6 protein-coding genes are annotated in these 15,320 nt (G+C 65.6%); 4 read left to right on the top strand and 2 right to left on the bottom strand.

Features of this window, described 5'->3' with window-relative positions:
- Positions 1-71: 71 nt before the first annotated feature.
- Together HDE76_RS16580 and HDE76_RS16575 are read left to right on the top strand one after the other, a co-directional pair.
- Positions 72-2,390: a family 20 glycosylhydrolase gene (locus HDE76_RS16580; protein ID WP_184509148.1), complete on the top strand. Its 2,319-nt coding sequence runs from the start codon at positions 72-74 to the stop codon at positions 2,388-2,390.
- Positions 2,391-2,401: 11 nt separating this feature from the next.
- Entirely contained in the window at positions 2,402-3,463 is a 1,062-nt protein-coding gene (locus HDE76_RS16575; RefSeq protein WP_184509146.1) for a heparan-alpha-glucosaminide N-acetyltransferase domain-containing protein, read from the top strand.
- A 25-nt stretch (positions 3,464-3,488) separates the two neighbouring features.
- Here the strand turns inward: HDE76_RS16575 and HDE76_RS16570 are convergent, their stop codons facing one another.
- On the bottom strand, positions 3,489-7,982 hold the full coding sequence (locus tag HDE76_RS16570; RefSeq protein WP_184509325.1) for a DEAD/DEAH box helicase: 4,494 nt from the start codon (positions 7,980-7,982) through the stop codon (positions 3,489-3,491).
- A gap of 253 nt (positions 7,983-8,235) precedes the next feature.
- Between HDE76_RS16570 and HDE76_RS16565 the strand changes: the two genes are divergently transcribed.
- Positions 8,236-10,251, top strand: coding sequence for a trypsin-like peptidase domain-containing protein (locus HDE76_RS16565; RefSeq protein ID WP_255481647.1), 2,016 nt, complete (start codon positions 8,236-8,238; stop codon positions 10,249-10,251).
- 104 nt (positions 10,252-10,355) lie between these two features.
- Here the strand turns inward: HDE76_RS16565 and HDE76_RS16560 are convergent, their stop codons facing one another.
- Complete coding sequence (locus tag HDE76_RS16560) at positions 10,356-10,937, bottom strand: acetate uptake transporter (RefSeq protein ID WP_184509144.1); 582 nt, start codon at positions 10,935-10,937, stop codon at positions 10,356-10,358.
- A gap of 423 nt (positions 10,938-11,360) precedes the next feature.
- On the opposite strand from HDE76_RS16560, the gene HDE76_RS16555 reads away from it, so the two are divergent.
- Entirely contained in the window at positions 11,361-15,308 is a 3,948-nt protein-coding gene (locus HDE76_RS16555; protein ID WP_184509141.1) for a molybdopterin-dependent oxidoreductase, read from the top strand.
- The last annotated feature ends 12 nt before the right edge of the window (positions 15,309-15,320 follow it).

Genomic DNA, 15,320 nt, shown 5'->3' with positions numbered 1-15,320 from the left:
TTGGGGTATGGATGATCCATCCGACCGCTCAGCGGAGCGGCCGTTACTGCCCATTGCCGCCGAGATACGCCATGAATCTTGTACGCCTTGTTGCCCATCTCGGTTTTTGTGCAGCCGTCGCTCCGGCCTTTGCGATGGCTGCACCGCCACCGCCGTTGATTCCGCTGCCGGCGCAGATCGGTTATGCCGACGGCGCGTTCCATGTCGATACGCATACGCCAGTCGTGGTGGCTGACCACAATGCATCGACGCGCCGAACGGCGGATTATCTGGTCGGGCTGACAGGCAACGAGCGTGGCCTGCATCTGCAGGTAAAAGAGCACGCAGCGTCGCCAAAAAGCATCGTGCTGTTGCGCGACCCGCAGGCGGCGGTAGCAGACCCCGAAGGCTATACGCTGGACGTGACGCCGCAGGGCATCCGCATCAGCGCGCGCGACGATGCCGGTCTGTTCTATGGCACGATGACGCTGGCGCAGCTGCTCACGCCGGATGAAAACCACGGCGCGGTGAGTGTGCCGGCCATGCATATCGTCGATCGGCCGCGCTTCGTCTGGCGCGGGCTGATGCTCGACTCGGTGCGCCACATGCAGAGCGTCGCCGAGATCGAAACCGTGCTCGACCAGATGGCCCGGCACAAGCTCAATACCTTCCACTGGCACCTCGCCGACGATCAGGGCTGGCGCATCGAGATCAAGCGCTATCCCGAACTCATGCGCATCGGCGCCTGGCGCACGCCCATCAATGCCGGGCACGACGGCCAGCCGCTGCGCTATGGCGGTTTCTACACGCAGGATCAGATTCGCCAGATCGTGGCGTATGCGGCGGCGCGCTACATCACCGTAGTGCCGGAAATCGACATGCCCGGCCACGCCCAGGCTGCCGTCGCCTCCTATCCGTACCTCGGCGTGACCGGCCAGCGGCCGGCGGTATCCGAGGACTGGGGTGTGCATCCGTATCTCTACAACGTGGATGACGCCACGTTTGCCTTCATCGACCGCGTGTTCGACGAAGTGATGGCGCTGTTCCCCTCGCGCTACATCCACGTCGGCGGCGACGAGGCGGTCAAGGATCAGTGGAAGGCCTCGCCAACCGTGCAGGCCAAGATGCACGCGCTGGGCCTGAAGAACGAAGACGCGCTGCAGGGCTGGTTCATCAGCCGGCTCGGCAGCTATTTGTCCGCCCACGGCCGCCGCCTGATCGGCTGGGACGAGATTCTCGAAGGCGCCGTGCCGGCCAATGCCACGGTGATGTCGTGGCGCGGCGTGCAGGGTGCGATCGACGCGGTGAAGCAGGGCCACGACGTGGTGCTGTCACCCTCGCCCGATCTCTACCTCGATCAGCTGCAGAGCGCTCGCGCCGACGAGAACGCTGGGCGCATGCCGGTCAGCGACCTGGCCAACGTCTACGCCTTCGAGCCGGTGCCGAAGGTACTCGATGCAACGCAGGCCGCGCACGTGCTGGGCGCGCAGGCCAACCTGTGGACCGAACACATGCCGACCATCGCGCACGTCGAACACGCGATATTTCCGCGCCTCGATGCGCTGAGTGAGGTCGACTGGTCGCCGGCCGGTGCGCGTGACTGGCGCGGCTTTCTTGCTCGTCTGCCGGTGCAGTTCGCGCGCTACCGCAAACAGCAGATCGGTTATGCCGACAGCGCCTTCGCCGCGGATATCACGGTGGATCGCATGGCCGCACTGACCCGCATTGCGTCGTCGCTGACAATTACCAACCAGGCCGGCAGCGGCGACCTGCACTACACGCTGGACGGCAGCGTCCCTACCGTCACCTCGCCGCTCTATCGCACGCCGCTGACTGTAAAGCTGCCGCTGACCGTGCGCGTCGCCTCCTTCAGCCGTAGTGGAATGCCGCTGGCTTCGTCGCGGCAGCGCGTGCTCGATCGCGCCAGCCTGCTCAGCGTGAGCGGCAATGACATGCCCAACTGTCCGGGCAGCGATTTCCGCCTGCGCGTGCAGCCGATGCCGGACGTGACGTCGCTGTCGCCGAACTACAGCATCAACGTGTTCGACAGCTGCCAGCTCTATCCGGCCACGCCGATGGACGGCATCGCGCGTATCCATGTCGATGGCGTGCAGCTACCGCGCAACTATCAGCTGGCGCACGATGCCAAGCTGGTGGTTTCGCGTCCGCACAGCACGCCCTTTGGCGAGCTGGTGGTGCATCAGGATCGCTGCGACGGCGCGGTGCTGGCCACGCTGCCGCTTCCTGATCCGGCGCGCAGCACGCGACGCTTTGCGCTCGACGGTGCGCTACCGGCGGCGCACGGCTCGCATGCGCTATGCCTGATCTACACGGCGCCGATCGACGGTGACCTGTATGCGCTCGATCGCGTGAGTCTGCTTGGCGAAGAAAAAACGCCGTCGGTGCATTGATGCGCGTGGCGATGAAGCGACTGGCATCGCTCGACGCGCTGCGCGGCTGCACCGTGGCAGCGATGCTGCTGGTGAATGATCCGGGTGACTGGAGTCATGTGTATGCGCCGCTGGATCATGCCGTGTGGGACGGCTGTACGCCCACCGATCTGATCTTTCCGACCTTCCTCTTCGTCGTCGGCGTTTCGGTGGCGCTGGGCCTGCTGCCGCGACTGGATCAGGGCGCCCCGCATGGTCCGTTGATGCGCGCGGCACTCCGGCGTGCGCTGCGCATCGTTGCGCTGGGCGTGGCGATCAACGGGCTGGCGTGGCTGCTGATGCCCGGCGCGCACCTGCGCTTCCCCGGCGTGTTGCAACGGATCGGCGTCTGCTTCGCGGCTGTGGCGCTATTGGCGATTTACACCAGACCGCGCACGCAGTGGGCGGCGATTGCGCTGCTCCTGGTCGGTTACGCCACGCTGCTGTGGTGGGGCGGTTCGCTGGCGCCGTGGGTCAATATCACCAGCCGCGTGGACAGCGCGGTGTTTGGCCGTTTCGTCTATCTGATCGACCCGGCGAGCGGCCGCGGCCACGATCCCGAAGGTCTGCTGGGCACGCTGCCCTCGCTGGCGACCGCGCTGCTCGGCCTGCGCGCAGGTTGCTGGCTGCGCCAGGGGCGTACGAGAACGCTACTGATCGCCGGCGTAGGCGCACTGCTGCTCGGTGCGCTGTGGGCGCTGTGGCAGTCGCTCAACAAGAATCTGTGGACGCCGTCGTTTGTGCTGTGGTGCGCGGGCTGGTCGACGCTGGCGCTGCTGCTTTTCCACGTGCTGATCGATCGCTACGGCTGGCCGCCGCTGGGTCGGCGTTTCGGCATCAACGCGATCGCCGCCTACGCCGGCTCCGAGCTGATGCAGATCGTGCTGCCGGCGCTGGGCTGGCAGGAGCCGCTGTATCGCCACTTGTTTGCCGAGCCGTTGACGCCGCTGGCCGGGGCCTATGTGGCGTCGCTGGCCTGGGCGCTCGCGTTCGTAGTGATGTGGTGGCTGATCGTTTACGCGATGGATCGACGGCGCTGGTATCTCAAGCTTTGAGTCGCGCGGTGGCTGGGCAGCGCACTTACTGCTGCTGTTGCTGGGCGGCCATACTGTCGGTCAGAGGCAGCGCATGGCGTAGCAGCACCTGCTGCGCCAGCTGCAGTTCCACACCGGACAGCTCGATCAACGGCGTCACCTTGCCCGCGATCAGCGCGGCGATCGCCATGCCGTCGCGGTACAGCACGCGCGAGCCTGCCAGCGCCGGCACCTTGTCGCCGACCAGCACGGTGCCGACCAGATTCAGCGGGTCGCAGCCGCTGAGGCAGACCAGTTCGCTCGCATCCGCGCGCTTGCGCGCCGCGCGCAGCGGCGCAATCGCTTCGGGCAGAGCGAACTGCTCGCCGACCAGCCCCTCGACGAAACGGCCGCCGCGAATCTCGCCGCGCGCCTCCAGCCGCTGATACACCCGCCGCAATTCGCGCCACGGCGGCAACCACGGCGCCTCGCGCTCCAGCAGCTTCCAGAACACCACGCCGTAGCGGCGCAGCAGCGTGCGTGCGATGTGCTCGACGGCTTCCGGATCACGCTCGTCGGACGGAGATGCTACGGCTGTGCGCACCAGCGACCAGCGCCCTGCATCCTCGATGCCGTTGAGCGCGTGCCGACGCACGCGGCGGTGCCGGTGCGCGTCGCGCTTGGCCGCGGGCAACAGCAGGGCGCGCATGCCGGCGAAGCTGTCGGCGCTGACGCGGCCGGCGGCGACGAGTTCGCCCAGCGCGTCTTCCATCTCGGTGCGCAGAAGTCGCGTGGCGCTCATCAGCTCGTCGAAGAACAGCGCGCCCTGAGCCTGCAGCGCATCGGCCACGGCCTGGGCGCGAGACGAAAGTAACGCTTCCTGCGTATCGACACTGGTGGCAACAGACGTCCAGACGGCCATGCTGCGCCGTGGAAGAAGCACGATCGGCGTGCTGCGTACCGGACCACCGCTGCGACCGGCCGTGCCACTGCTCGCGCGCAGCCGGCTCCAGCCGATGCGTCCGGCGCGGCACAGATCGTCCAGCCAGCTGATCGAATAGTCGCCGATCCGCGCAGGCAGGATCTCCGACTCCCAGGCGCCGGCGGCGGCCTCGAAACCTTCCAGCTGACTCAGCGTGGCGTGCAGGGCATCGGGTCCGCTGAGTCGGGTGGCGGCGGATACGTGCTGCCAGTCGAATAGAAAGCGCATCAGCTCGCGTCGGCTGACCGGTTCGATCTCGCGCCGCAGACGGCCCAGCGTGTAGCGATGGATGCGTGCCAGCAGATGCCGCTCGCACCATTCGAGGCCGTTGGCATCGTCGGTGGCCGAGGCCGCCGTGAAGCGGCCCTGCATCACGTAGCCCTCGGTCTGCAGCCGCGTCAGGGCCAGGTCGATCTCGCCGATATCGACGGCGAGCGACTGCGCCAGCGCGCGCGCGGTGACCGGGCCCAATCCACCCAGGCGATGCCGCACCAGTTCGAGCAGCGCATCGTCGCGGCTCCATGCCTGCGTCGTATGGCCGGCGGGCGCGGCGATGGCCGGCTGCATCGCTGCGCGCGCATGCAGCGCCTGCCACAGTGGCAGGTTTTCGGCGCAGGTCCAGACATGCTTGTCCGGCGCCAGCATCAGCCGCGTGGCGCGATGGGCTTTGGCCAGCGTCTGCAGCCACGTATCCCAGCCGGTGTTGGCGATGACGTCCTCGGCCGTGACGAAGCCGAGCACATTCAGCGCCTCGTGCATTTCATCCGCATCGCGCACCTGCGGCCAGGCCTCGTCGCGCACCGCGGCGATCGCTTCCGGATCGAGCCGGCCCAGATCGTCGGCGCTGTCGGCGCCGTTCCACTGGCGCGACTGCACGGCCTGGGTGCGGCGCTCTTCCAGCGGCGCGTCGTCGAGGAAGGCGTAGGGCGCGGCGTTCAGCACCTCGGCGGCCAGCGGGCTGGGGCCGGTGAGGTCGCGCGCGACGATGCGGATTTCGCCGCTTTCCATCGCGCGCAATAAGTCGAGCCAGCCGTCGGTATCCATCGCCTCGCGCAGGCAGTCGTGCATGGTTTGCCGTACCAGTGGATGTACGGGCACCTCGCGCTCGCCGACGATGTTTTCCAGGCAGGCGACTTGATCGGGGAACACGGAGGCCAGCAGATCCTCGCTCTTCATCCGCTGCAGCGGTGGCGGCACTTTCTTGCCGGACGCGAAGCGCGGTAGCGCCAGCGCAGTCACCGCGTTCCAGCGCCAGCGCGCGCCGAACAGCGGCGCATCGAGCAGGGCCTGGATCAACACCTGCTCGGCGGTGTTCGAGTGCAGGTATTGCGCGACCTCTTCCAAGGGAAAGCTGTGGCTGGTCGACAGCGACAGCACGATCGCATCCTCGGTCGCCGCCGCCTGCAGCTCAAAATTGAACTGGCGACAAAAGCGCTTGCGCAGCGCCAGCCCCCACGCGCGATTGACGCGGCTGCCCCACGGCGTGTGGATCACCAGCTGGGTGCCGCCGGACTCGTCGAAAAAGCGCTCCAGGATCAACGTGGATTGCGTCGGCAGCGCGCCGAGCGCGGCCTTGGCGCGCGCCAGATAGTCGACCAGCTGCTGCGCGGCCTCGCCGTTCAACTGCAGCTGCTCGCTCAGCCAGCTCAGGGCAGCCGGCGCGCCACCCGCGTCGAGCTGTGCCTCGATGTCGCCGCGCAGGCGCGACACGCCAAACGATAATTCCCTGCTGCGCCCCGGCGCTTCACCCAGCCAGAACGGGATACTCGGCGGCGCGCCGCGCGCGTCTTCCACGCGCAGGCGATCGCGCTCCACGCGCTGGATGCGATAGCTGGTGTTGCCGAGCTGGAAAATGTCACCGGCCATGCTCTCGACCGCGAAATCCTCGTTCACCGTGCCGACGATGATGGCCTGCGGCTCCAGCACGACCTTGTAATCGGCCGTGTCGGGAATGGTGCCGCCGGACATCAGCGCGGTGAGCCGCGCGCTGCGCCGCGCGCGCAGCTGGCCATGCACCGCATCGCGATGGACGTAAGCGGCGCGCGCGCCCTGGCGGGTGGTGAACCCCTCGGCCAGCATTTTCACCACGGCGTCGAAATCGGCGCGTTCCAGCAGGCGGTAGGGCCAAGCGCGGCGGACCAGATCGTAGAGTGCGTCCTCGCTCCATTCCTGGCACGCCACCTCGGCAATGATCTGCTGCGCCAGTACGTCGAGCGGCTGCGGCGGCAGGATCAGCACATCGAGCTCGCCGCGCCGCACGCAGTCCAGCAGCGCGGTGCATTCGACCAGGTCGTCGCGGGTGGTCGGAAAAAGCCGCGCCTTCGGCGTGCCGTCGATGCTGTGACCGGAGCGCCCGGCGCGCTGCAGAAACGCCGCGATCGAGCGCGGGGAACCGAGCTGGCACACCAGATCGACATCGCCGATATCGATGCCCAGCTCCAGCGACGCGGTGGCCACCAGCACGGACAGCTCGCCGCGCTTTAGCCGCTGTTCCGCGTCCAGCCGCAGCTCCTTGGAAAGGCTGCCGTGATGAGCCGCCACGGTTTCCTTGCCCAGCCGGTCGGACAGATGCCGCGCCGCACGCTCGGCCATCCGCCGCGTGTTGACGAACACCAGCGTAGTGCGATGCGCCTGCACCAGCGCCGCGACCTGGTTGTAGACCAGCTCCCAGCCATCGTTCGACATCACCGCTTCCAGCGGCACCGGCGGCACGGCGATGGCGAGGTCGCGCTGGCGGGTGTGGCCCACATCGATGATGGTACAGGCGACATTCCCCCTCTCCCCATCGGGGAAAGGGCAGGGCGAGGGGCGGGTGCTCGCGGGAGTGTCGCTTTCGTTAGGCGCTTCGTCGTCACTTCTGCGCGACCCCAGCCCCTCACCCCAACACTCTCCCCGCGCGGGGGAGAGTGAACAGTGAGCGCCCACTAAAAAGTGGGCGACTTCTTCGATGGGCTTCTGGGTCGCCGACAAGCCGATGCGCAGCAGTTGTCGCTGGCACAGCGACTGCAGCCGTTCCAGCGATAGCGCCAGATGCGAGCCGCGCTTGCTGCCGGCCATGGCGTGAATCTCGTCGACGATGACCGACTGCACGCCGGCCAGCATCGCGCGGCCGGAGGCCGAGCCAAGCAGCACGTAGAGCGATTCGGGCGTGGTTACCAGAATATGCGGCGGCTGTTTGCGCAGCAGCGCCCGCTCCGCCTGCGGCGTGTCGCCGGTACGCACTGCGGTGCGGATAGCGACGTCGGGCAGGCCGAGTTTTTCCAGCTCCGCGCGAATGCCCTGCAGCGGCAGCTCCAGGTTGATCTGGATATCGTTCGACAGCGCCTTCAGCGGCGACACGTAGAGCACGCGAGTGGCGTCAGGCAGTACGCCACCGTGGGCCACGCCTTCGCAGACCAGCGCATCGATCGCGGCCAGGAACGCCGTCAGCGTCTTGCCCGATCCGGTCGGCGCCGCGACCAGCGTATGGCGGCCCGCGCGAATCGACGGCCATGCCTGCGCCTGCGCCGCCGTGGGCACCGCAAAGGCGCGACGAAACCAGCCCGCAACTGCCGGATGGAAGCTGTCCAGCGGGTCCATATCCAGGCGCATCGGCGAGGGTCCGTGCGGTGGCGAAGAGAGGGTCACATCATCCTATATGGGGGTGTGTCGTGCCGGCTCAATCCTGTCTGCGGTGCTGCCCGTGAATGGCCTTGTCGGTGCCAGTGCAAGCGCTGCATCGGCATGTCAATATCCGCGAGCGGCCGTCGCCAGTCAGGATTCCGGAGGGAGTTCAACGACGGCTCATCTCAAGGCGAATTCAATGAAAGGCGGACTCAATGAAAGGATATTCATGCACGTTCTGCAAGTGATTCGGCACCGCGCGGGTGCTTCGGCGTCGATGGCCCGGCGGTGGGCTCTGCTGGCGCTGATTGGCTTTTACGCGGCGACCAGCGCGCACGCCGCCAGCCTCGATCCAGCCGTACTGCCTAAGATTCAGGCGGCCACGTTCGAAGTGGTCGCGGCCAAGCCGCTGAACGATCCGCTGACCTACGAAAAACCGCTGCCGCTCGAGCTGCTGCCATTCCAGGAGCGCAACGACAAATACTTCTCGATCGGCACCGCCTTCGCGATCGGCAACAACCGCTACGTCACCGCCGGCCACGTGCTGCAGGTCGGCATCGGCAGCTTGTGGGGGCCGCCGGCGCTGCGCGATGCCAGCGGCAACGTCTACGCCATCGACAAGATCGAGAAATATTCGCTGCAGGAAGATTTCGTCGTGTTCTCGCTGGTCAAGCCGCCGGCCAACGCCGTCGCGCTGGAGGTCGACACCAGCCCGTCGTTGAATGCCGTGGTCTACGCCGTGGGCAACGCGCTGGGCACCGGCGTGGTGATTCGCGACGGCCTCTACACCTCCGACACGCCGGAAGATCAGGACGGCCGCTGGAAATGGATGCGCTTCTCCGCCGCCGCTTCGCCGGGTAACAGCGGCGGTCCGCTGCTGGACAAGGACGGCAAGCTGATCGGCATCGTGCTGATGAAGTCGGCCAACGAAAACCTCAATTACGCGCTGCCGATCGGCCTGATACTGAAGGCGCCCGATCATCTGGCCGTGATGGATCAGCGCGTGCCGTATCAGCTGGATATTTTCGATACCACGCAGAACAACATTCTGAAGGATCAATTCGCGCTGCCGCTGAGCTTCGCCGATTTCAGCGCCGCGTATACCAAGCGCTTCAATGCCTACACCGATACGCAGATCAAGCTGCTGCTCGGCAAGGATGCGGACAAGCTGTTTCCGCGCGGCGACGGCTCCAGCCGCATTTTGCACAGTGCGGCACGGCAGAGTGGGTTTCCTGGGCTGATCGTCCGCAGCACCACGGGCGACTGGGAGGTGATCGGCAAATCCAGCAAGAAGATTCCGCTGTCCGACAACGGCTACGTCACCGCCGGCGTGGCCAAGAGCAATATCCTGTTCCATCTGCGCAAGCCGGATAACCTCGCTGCCAGCGCGCTATACGGCAATCCAGTAATGCTGATGGATCAGCTGGCCAAGGTCGGCATTTTCCAGCGGCGCGTGGGCTCCGAAGAAATCAAGATCACCTCGTTGGGCAAGCCGGCCACGGACACCGTGCACGTCGATGCATGGCAACGCCGCTGGCAGGTGCGCATCTGGGACATGCCGTACATGAACGTGCGCGTGGTCACCTTTTCGCTGCCGGTGCCCGACGGCTACGTGACGATGATGCGCTTTGCGCCGGGCGGCCACGATTACGACAGCGTGGCCGACATGAACGTGCTCACCGACTTCATCGACGTGGCCTACGGCGGCACGCTGGCGCAGTGGAAGGATTACCAGAAAAACACCGCGCTGCTGCCGACGCCGCTGAGAGGCGTCGCGCTCGACGTCGACTACGGCAAGCGCTTCAGCTATCGCACCCATCGGCTGAATTTCTCGTTTGTGCCCTCGCTACAGAAGATCGAGCAGGACAGCCTGCTGATGCTGGGCTTCGGCTTTTTCGACGATCATGGCAAGGTCGTCTGGGATGTCGGCGATGTCCAGGTATTCGCCAATGCCAACGATCCGGATCAGATCAATATCCAGCGCCACGTCGCGCCCTCGGCGGATCTGGACGACGACTTCAAGAGCGAATGGAACAAGCTCACGCACCAGCACCATCCGTATGACAGCGTCGCGCAGAGCGACAACGGCGAAATGCAGATTGCGACTACGGCGGGCGCCACGGGTAACGCCACACCGTCGGTGCTGTACAGCGTCGGGGTGGCGGTGGACGGCACGCAGCCGCAGCCTGCCATGAAGGCCAAGCTCGATGGGCTGATGCAAAACCTGCACGTCGACGATCATTGACGATCGACAAGCTATGTAAAGAAACAAAGGCCACGATGATCGTGGCCTTTGTTTTTCCTCAACGCGATGTCAGTTGCACACGGTAACCGAAAGCGACGTCGGCATCAGTGTGCCGCGCCCGGTGCACCGATCGGCAGCACGGTGCGCTGATGCGCATCGTTGATCACTTCGGCGGCGGATAGATAAAAAGCGAACGCCGCGGTAATCAGGCCGCCGTAGCCTCCCGCCACCTTCAGGCCCGGCATGCCCGTCCATTCGCCCGCCGCGAGCAGGAAGAAGGTGATCCACAGCGCCAGAAACACCAGCTGCAGCGCTCGCGCGGCCTTCCATGTTGCCACCCACATGTACAGGGTGAAAAAGCCCCACATGAAGAGGTACCAGCCGACGAAGGCGGTCGGCACCTTGTCGTGCAGAAACAGCACGAACAGCGCGAACGACCACCAGAACGCGCCGTAGCTGACGAAAGCCGTGGCGCCGAAGGTATTGCCGCGCGGCAGCTCCATCACGCCGGCGATCATCTGCGCGGTGCCGCCATACGCCAGCGCCACCGCCAGCACCATGTTCATGCCGTCGCCGCTGAACCAGCCGGCGTTGATCATGCTGAGCAGCCAAGTGGTCAGTGCGAAGCCGGCCAGGCCCAGCGGCGCCGGGTTGGAAAATTTGGTGGGTATGTGTTCGTTGCTCATCGTGCGAAGCCCCCTGGATGGATCGAATCGGTGATGTCGCTGGTGGTTCAACTCTGGCGTTACTGCCTGCGTACGCCGGTGCGCATGGAGCGCATCGGCCTGTGATGGCTGGGTTCCCCTGGCGCGCCGATGTGGTCACCGACATAGCTTCGTGCCGATTCCCCGTCGACACCGCCGCACGACGTGAGCGTCGCGCTTCGCTCCGAGCATACGCATGCTTGCGTTCGGACTCATGCTGCGTTGCGGTGCGATAGGCGCGCCGTGCAAGGCGTTCGTCGCAGGGAAACACGGCGGTGTGACCGCTTGGCGTCATGAGGCGCGCGGACGCTGGGCAAGTTCCATTTTTTTCGGATTTCTCTATCGCGCATTTCTCTGTACTGTCTCGATTCGGTCGGTGGGTCGGTCCGATCCTGGAGAGCAGCGATGGCGTACGTGGTCACCCGAACCTGTGTGGACAGCAAGTACACGAAGTGCGTGGACGTCTGTCCGGTCGATGCGTTTCGCATCGGGCCCGACATGCTCTACATCGACCCGGACGTCTGCATCGACTGTAACGCCTGTCTTTCCGAATGCCCGGTGCGGGCGATTCATCCGGACAGCGCGGTGCCCGAAGCGATGCTGGAAGACATCGGGCTGAACGCGCGGCTCTCGAAGATCTATCCGGTGATCACGCAAAGCCGGGACGACAGTGCGCCGGCCGCGCGCACGCCATCGATGGGATCGGCACCGCGGCGATTTGCCGTCGTCGGCTCGGGGCCCTCCGGCTTTTATGCGACTGAGGAATTGCTCAAGCAGCTGCCGGGCAGTGCGGTCGATATCTTCGAACGCCTGCCCACGCCGTATGGGCTGGTGCGCTACGGCGTCGCGCCCGATCATCCGAAGATCAAATCCGTCACCGAGAGCTTCGACGCGATTGCTCGCCTGCCCAGCGTGCGGTTTTTCGGCAACGTGCAGGTCGGTAAGGATGTGCGGCGGGAGGAGTTGCTGGCGCACTACGATGCCGTGCTTTATGCCACCGGCGGTTCTGTCAGCCGGCCGTTGGACGTACCCGGTGCCGAGCTTGCCAACGTGCTGAGCGCCTCGGCTTTCGTCGGCTGGTACAACGGCCATCCGGATGTTCGCGACCTGCCGGTCGATTTTTCCGGCCGTACCGCCGTGGTACTGGGGCTGGGCAATGTGGCGCTGGATATTGCGCGCATTCTGGTCACGCCTGTGGGCGAGCTGGCGGTCACCGATATCGCCGACGAGGCGCTGGCCGCGCTGCGCGAAAGCCAAGTGCGCGAGGTTTGTCTGCTGGCGCGCCGTGGGCCGGCGCAGGCCGCATTTACGCCCGGCGAGCTGCGCAAGCTGATGGATATGCCGGGTGTGCGCGTCGTCGTCGATGAGCGTGATTTGATCCTGGACGAGGCCAGTGCGGCCGATCTCGATACACCGCTGAACAGCGAGGCCCGCCAGAACGTGGCGCTATTGCGTGAGGCGCAGGCGCGAACCGTCGACGGGGATCGCGTCATCCGATTGGTGTTCAAGACATCGCCGGAAGCATTCGATGGTGTCGATGGGCGCGTGGCGTCGATACGTGGCGTCATCAATACGCTGCAGCGACATCAGGATGGTTCGGTCGTGGCGCGCGCCACGAATGAGCGTCTGCAGCTGTCGGCCGATCTGGTGATCAACGCGACCGGCTATCAGGGCGTGGCGCTGGATGGCGTCGCGTTCGATGCGGAGCGTTCGGTGATTACCCATCGTGAGGGTCGGGTGCTTTCCGAACCTGGTGACGTGCAAAACCGGGAATACGCCGTGGGCTGGATCAAGCGCGGCGCCAGTGGGGTGATCGGCAGCAATCGCCAGTGCGCGGCACAGACGGTGCGGCACATCACGGCGGATATGGCGGCGATACCGTCATCGGCCGCGGCCACTCAGGCGGATATGCTTGCACTGCTCACCGAGCGCGGCGTCGATGTCGTCAGCTTTGATGACTGGCGTTTGCTCGATCGGCATGAGCGCGAGCAGGGTGAGGCGCAGAGACGGCCGCGTCGGAAAGAGGTTGGCGTGGCAACGATGCTCGAGGTGATTCGTCGCGGGCGCACACCGACCGCCGCGGCGCCGAACGTCACTGGTGCATCGGCAAAAGCGCCGGATATCGCTGCGGGCACCGCTGCCGATGCACCGAAGGCCAGCCTCAAAGTGCACTACCGCACCTGCACGCTGTGCGAAGCGATGTGCGGGATCAAGATCGAACTGGACGGCCAGCGTATCGTGTCGATCGCCGGTGACCCGGACGATCCGCACAGCCGCGGGCATATCTGCCCCAAGGGTTACGCGCTGCAGGATCTGCACAACGATCCGGAGCGCATCCGCACGCCGATGAAGCGCGTGGGCGACACCTGGCTGCCGATCTCCTGGGACGACGCGCTGGACGAAGTGGCCACCCGACTGGTCGCCATCCAGAAGCAGCACGGCAACGATGCCGTCGCGGCTTACTGGGGCAACCCGACCGCACACAATCTCGGCCTGATGCTGACGCTGCCGACGTTTCGCGGGCAGCTGCGCACGCGCAATGTTTTCTCTGCCTCCAGCCTCGATCAGATGCCGCATCAGCTGGTCTCGTATCTGATGTACGGGCATAGCCAGCTGTTCACCATTCCGGATATCGACCGCACCGACTACATGCTGATGCTCGGCGCCAATCCGGCAGCGTCCAACGGCAGCCTGATGTCGGCCGGCGACGTGCTGGGTCGCCTGCAGGGCATTACAAAGCGCGGTGGGCGTATCGTGCTGATCGATCCGCGCCGCAGCGAGACCGCGCATTACGTCAGCGAGCACCAGTTCATCCAGCCCGGCACCGACGCGCTGTTTCTGCTCGGCCTGCTGCAGATCATTATCGACAGGCGACTGACCAAGCCGGAGCGGCTGGCCGATCTGGTAGTCGGTTGGAATGAGTTGCCCAAGCTGCTCAACGTGCTGCCGCTGGATCGCATCAGTGAACTGACCGGCATCGCCGCGGCCAATATCGAACGCATCGCGGTGGCATTTGCCGGCGCGAAAACCGCCGTCTGCTACGGGCGTATGGGCGTGTCGACGCAGAGCTTCGGCACGCTCAACCACTGGCTGATCCAGCTGCTCAATATTCTCACCGGCAATCTCGATCGCGCCGGCGGCATGATGTTCACCACGCCCGCGGTCGATCTGCTGAAGAGTTCGGGCCGTGGCGGTTTCAATCGCTATCAGAGCCGTGTGCGCAAGCTGCCGGAATTCAGCCGCGAGCTGCCGACCTCGATTCTGGCGGAAGAGATCCTCACGCCGGGCGAAGGCCAGGTGCGCGCCTTCGTCAGCGTCGCCGGGAATCCGGTGCTTTCCTCGCCTAACGGTCGCCAGGTGGACGAGGCGCTGGCGCAGCTGGATTTCATGGTGGCGGTGGATTTCTATCTCAACGAAACCACCCGGCATGCGCATATTCTGCTGCCGCCGACGGGGCCGCTGGAGCACGAGCAGTACGACCTGGTGTTCAACCTGCTGGCCGTGCGCAACGTGGCCAAATACACCGGCCCGCTGTTCGAACACGCCGAGGGCGCGCGCTCGGACTGGCAGATTTTCAGCGAGCTAACCACGCGCATGCAGCGCCTGAAGACGAAGCACGCGCCTTTGGGCAAACGGTTGAAACAGCGTGCGTCCGAGCGTGTCAGCCGCTGGCTCACGCCGGCTCGCATCCTCGACCTGGGTCTGCGCAGCGGCCCTTACGGCAAGGGCCTGAATCCACTGCAGCGCATCAACCCCTTCGGCAACACGGGATTGACCCTGGCCGCCTTGAAAAAGCATCCGCATGGTCTCGACCTCGGGCCGTTGCAGCCGTGCTTGCCGCAGCGCTTGTTTACCAAGGACAAGAAGATCCAGCTGATGCCCGCGGTGCTGATCGAGGATCTGCAGCGGCTCGCGCAGCATTACGCGGCCGATGCGGTGGCGCCGGGCCTGGTGCTGATCGGCCGCCGCGATCTGCGTACCAACAACTCGTGGATGCACAACAGCCAGCGGCTGGTGAAAGGGCGCGATCGCTGCGCGCTGTTCGTGCATCCGCAGGATGCCGCGGCGCTAGGTATTCATGACCGGCAGACGGCGCATCTCGCTTCGGCGAAGGGCGAAATCGTGGTGACGGTCAAGCTCACCGACGAGATCAAGCGCGGCGTGGTCAGCCTGCCGCACGGCTGGGGGCATCACCGTTCCGGCATGCGCATCAGCACGGCGCAGGCCAGTCCGGGTGTAAGCATCAACGACGTCACCGATGATCAGGTGGTCGACGCGCTGTCCGGCAATGCGGTGCTCAACGGTGTGCCGGTGACGCTGCACGCGATGGCCGAGGTTGACGTCGCCAGTTGAGTCGGGTGATTG

This window comes from Rhodanobacter sp. ANJX3 (assembly GCF_014200755.1).
Lineage (GTDB): Bacteria > Pseudomonadota > Gammaproteobacteria > Xanthomonadales > Rhodanobacteraceae > Rhodanobacter.
The sequence above is the reverse complement of the archived record's forward strand: the minus strand, read 5'-3'. Positions and strand labels throughout refer to the sequence as shown.

Bases quoted from the DNA above. Each gene is read 5' to 3' on its own strand.
- HDE76_RS16580 (WP_184509148.1), top strand. From the start codon at position 72: ATGAATCTTGTACGCCTTGTTGCCCATCTCGGTTTTTGTGCAGCCGTC.
- HDE76_RS16575 (WP_184509146.1), top strand. From the start codon at position 2,402: ATGAAGCGACTGGCATCGCTCGACGCGCTGCGCGGCTGCACCGTGGCA.
- HDE76_RS16570 (WP_184509325.1), bottom strand. From the start codon at position 7,982: ATGGACCCGCTGGACAGCTTCCATCCGGCAGTTGCGGGCTGGTTTCGT.
- HDE76_RS16565 (WP_255481647.1), top strand. From the start codon at position 8,236: ATGCACGTTCTGCAAGTGATTCGGCACCGCGCGGGTGCTTCGGCGTCG.
- HDE76_RS16560 (WP_184509144.1), bottom strand. From the start codon at position 10,937: ATGAGCAACGAACACATACCCACCAAATTTTCCAACCCGGCGCCGCTG.
- HDE76_RS16555 (WP_184509141.1), top strand. From the start codon at position 11,361: ATGGCGTACGTGGTCACCCGAACCTGTGTGGACAGCAAGTACACGAAG.